The organism is Candidatus Methylomirabilis sp. (assembly GCA_036000645.1).
Lineage (GTDB): Bacteria > Methylomirabilota > Methylomirabilia > Methylomirabilales > JACPAU01 > JACPAU01.
In genome coordinates this window covers 1-1,828 of sequence record DASYVA010000169.1, presented here as the reverse complement: position 1 = coordinate 1,828, position 1,828 = coordinate 1, and the positions used below count along the sequence as shown (strand labels likewise).

2 protein-coding genes are annotated in these 1,828 nt (G+C 68.8%); one reads left to right on the top strand and one right to left on the bottom strand.

Annotated features, from left to right (window positions below):
* Window positions 1-367: citrate/2-methylcitrate synthase (locus tag VGT06_09675; protein ID HEV8663390.1), on the bottom strand; the 367-nt coding region annotated here is incomplete at its 3' end.
* Between the two features lie 334 nt (window positions 368-701).
* On the opposite strand from VGT06_09675, the gene VGT06_09670 reads away from it, so the two are divergent.
* Window positions 702-1,688 (top strand): tripartite tricarboxylate transporter substrate binding protein, encoded by a 987-nt coding sequence (locus tag VGT06_09670; protein ID HEV8663389.1) that lies wholly within the window; start codon window positions 702-704, stop codon window positions 1,686-1,688.
* Window positions 1,689-1,828 lie beyond the last annotated feature (140 nt).

The following is a 1,828-nucleotide window of genomic DNA, read 5'->3' as shown; positions in this document are numbered from 1 at the left end:
TCTTCACGTTCTCGTGGATCATGGTGTGGTGGGTGATGTCGTAGACCCAGGTGTCGTAGGCGGCTTTCGTGGGGAGCTCCCCGTGGAGGAGGAGATAGGCCACCTCGAGGTAGGTGCTCCGCTCGGCCAACTGCTCGATCGGGTAGCCCCGGTAGCGGAGGATCCCCTGGTCCCCGTCGATGAAGGTGACCCGGCTCTGGCAGGAGGCGGTGTTCATGAAGGCCGGGTCGTAGCTCAGCAGGCCGAAGTCATCCGGGGCCACCTTGATCTGCCTGAGGTCCATCGCCCGGATGGTCCCGTGGGTGATCGGGAGCTCGTACCGCTTGCCCGTCCGGTTGTCGGTCACGGTCAACGTCTCGGCGCTCATGGCGGCCTCCTCCCCTGGGGGTGGGAGAGACACGTCAGCCGGGCGGCGGGGCCGGGGCCCGCCCTGCGCCCGGAAAGTCGCTGCAGAAAAAGAGTGAAAGCCTCCGGGATGGGCAGCGAGGAAGGGAGGGCGCCGGTACAGCCGTCGGGTCGCCCTGGACCGCGATAACCCCCGCCTTGTCCTAAGAGTGCCACGGGACGCGCCCGGAGTCAACAGGTCGCCCCAGACGAGCGGGAGCGGAAACTGGCCTGCAATTGACACCCCTTGCCGCCCCGGGATAGAGTCGGGTGGCCCGGAGTTCCGAAGAGTCCGCAGGGGGCGAAGGAGGAGAGTCATGAGCGCGAGGGGAAGGCAGCGGGGATGGCTCGTGCTGGGGCTCGTCGCCGCGGTCGTGCTGGGCGCCATCGGGGAGGCAGCGGCCCAGGCCAAGTATCCGAACCGGCCGATCCAGTTCATCTGTCCCTGGGCCGCGGGGGGCGGCACCGACCGGATCGCCCGGATCGTGGCCACGCTGCTCGAGCGGGAGCTGGGGCAGCCGGTGACCGTGGTGAACCGGACCGGCGGCGGCGGGGCCGTGGGGCACACCGCCGGGGCCACGGCCGCGACGGACGGTTACACCCTCACGATCATCACCATCGAAATCACGCAGATGCACTGGCAGGGGCTCACCCCGGTGACCTACAAGGACTACACGCCGGTGGCCCTGCTCAACGTGGACCCCGCGGGGGTGCAGGTGGCGGCCAACGCCGAGTGGAAGAGTCTGAAGGAGTTGCTCGGGTACGTGAAGGCCAACCCCGGCAAGCTGAAGGCCTCCGGCACGGGCAAGGGCGGCGTGTGGGACATCGCCCGAGCCGGGATGCTGAAGGCGGCGGGGATCCCCGTGGATGCCATGCCGTGGGTGCCCAGCACCGGCGCCGCCACCGGTCTGCAGGAGCTGGTGGCGGGCGGGGTCCAGGTGGTGACGGCGAGCCTCGTCGAGGGCCGCCCGCTGATCGAGGCCGGGAAGGTCCGGCCCCTCGCCCACATGGCCGACGCGCGCGACCCGGTGTTCAAGGACGTTCCTACCCTCAAGGAGCTCGGCATCAACTGGACCATGGGGGCCTGGCGCGGGATCGCGCTGCCGAAGAACACCCCGAAGGAGATCACGGAGGTCGTCGAGCGGGCCGTCGAGAAGGTGACCAAGAGCCCGGAGTTCGCCAAGTTCATGAAGGACAACGGCTTCGGGGTGCTCTACAAGCCGTCCGGCGAGTTCGCCAAGTTCCTGGCCGCGCAGGACGAGGCAATGGGCAAGCTGATGAAGGAAGTCGGCTTGATCCAGTAGCGTTGCGTCGGACCCCATGAAGATCAGCGACACGGTGGTGGGCGCCGGCTTCGTTGCAGCCGGCGCCCTGATTTTCACCGCCACCCTGACCTACCCAACCCTGGAGGGGGGGCATCCCGGCCCGGCCCTCTTCCCCCGCA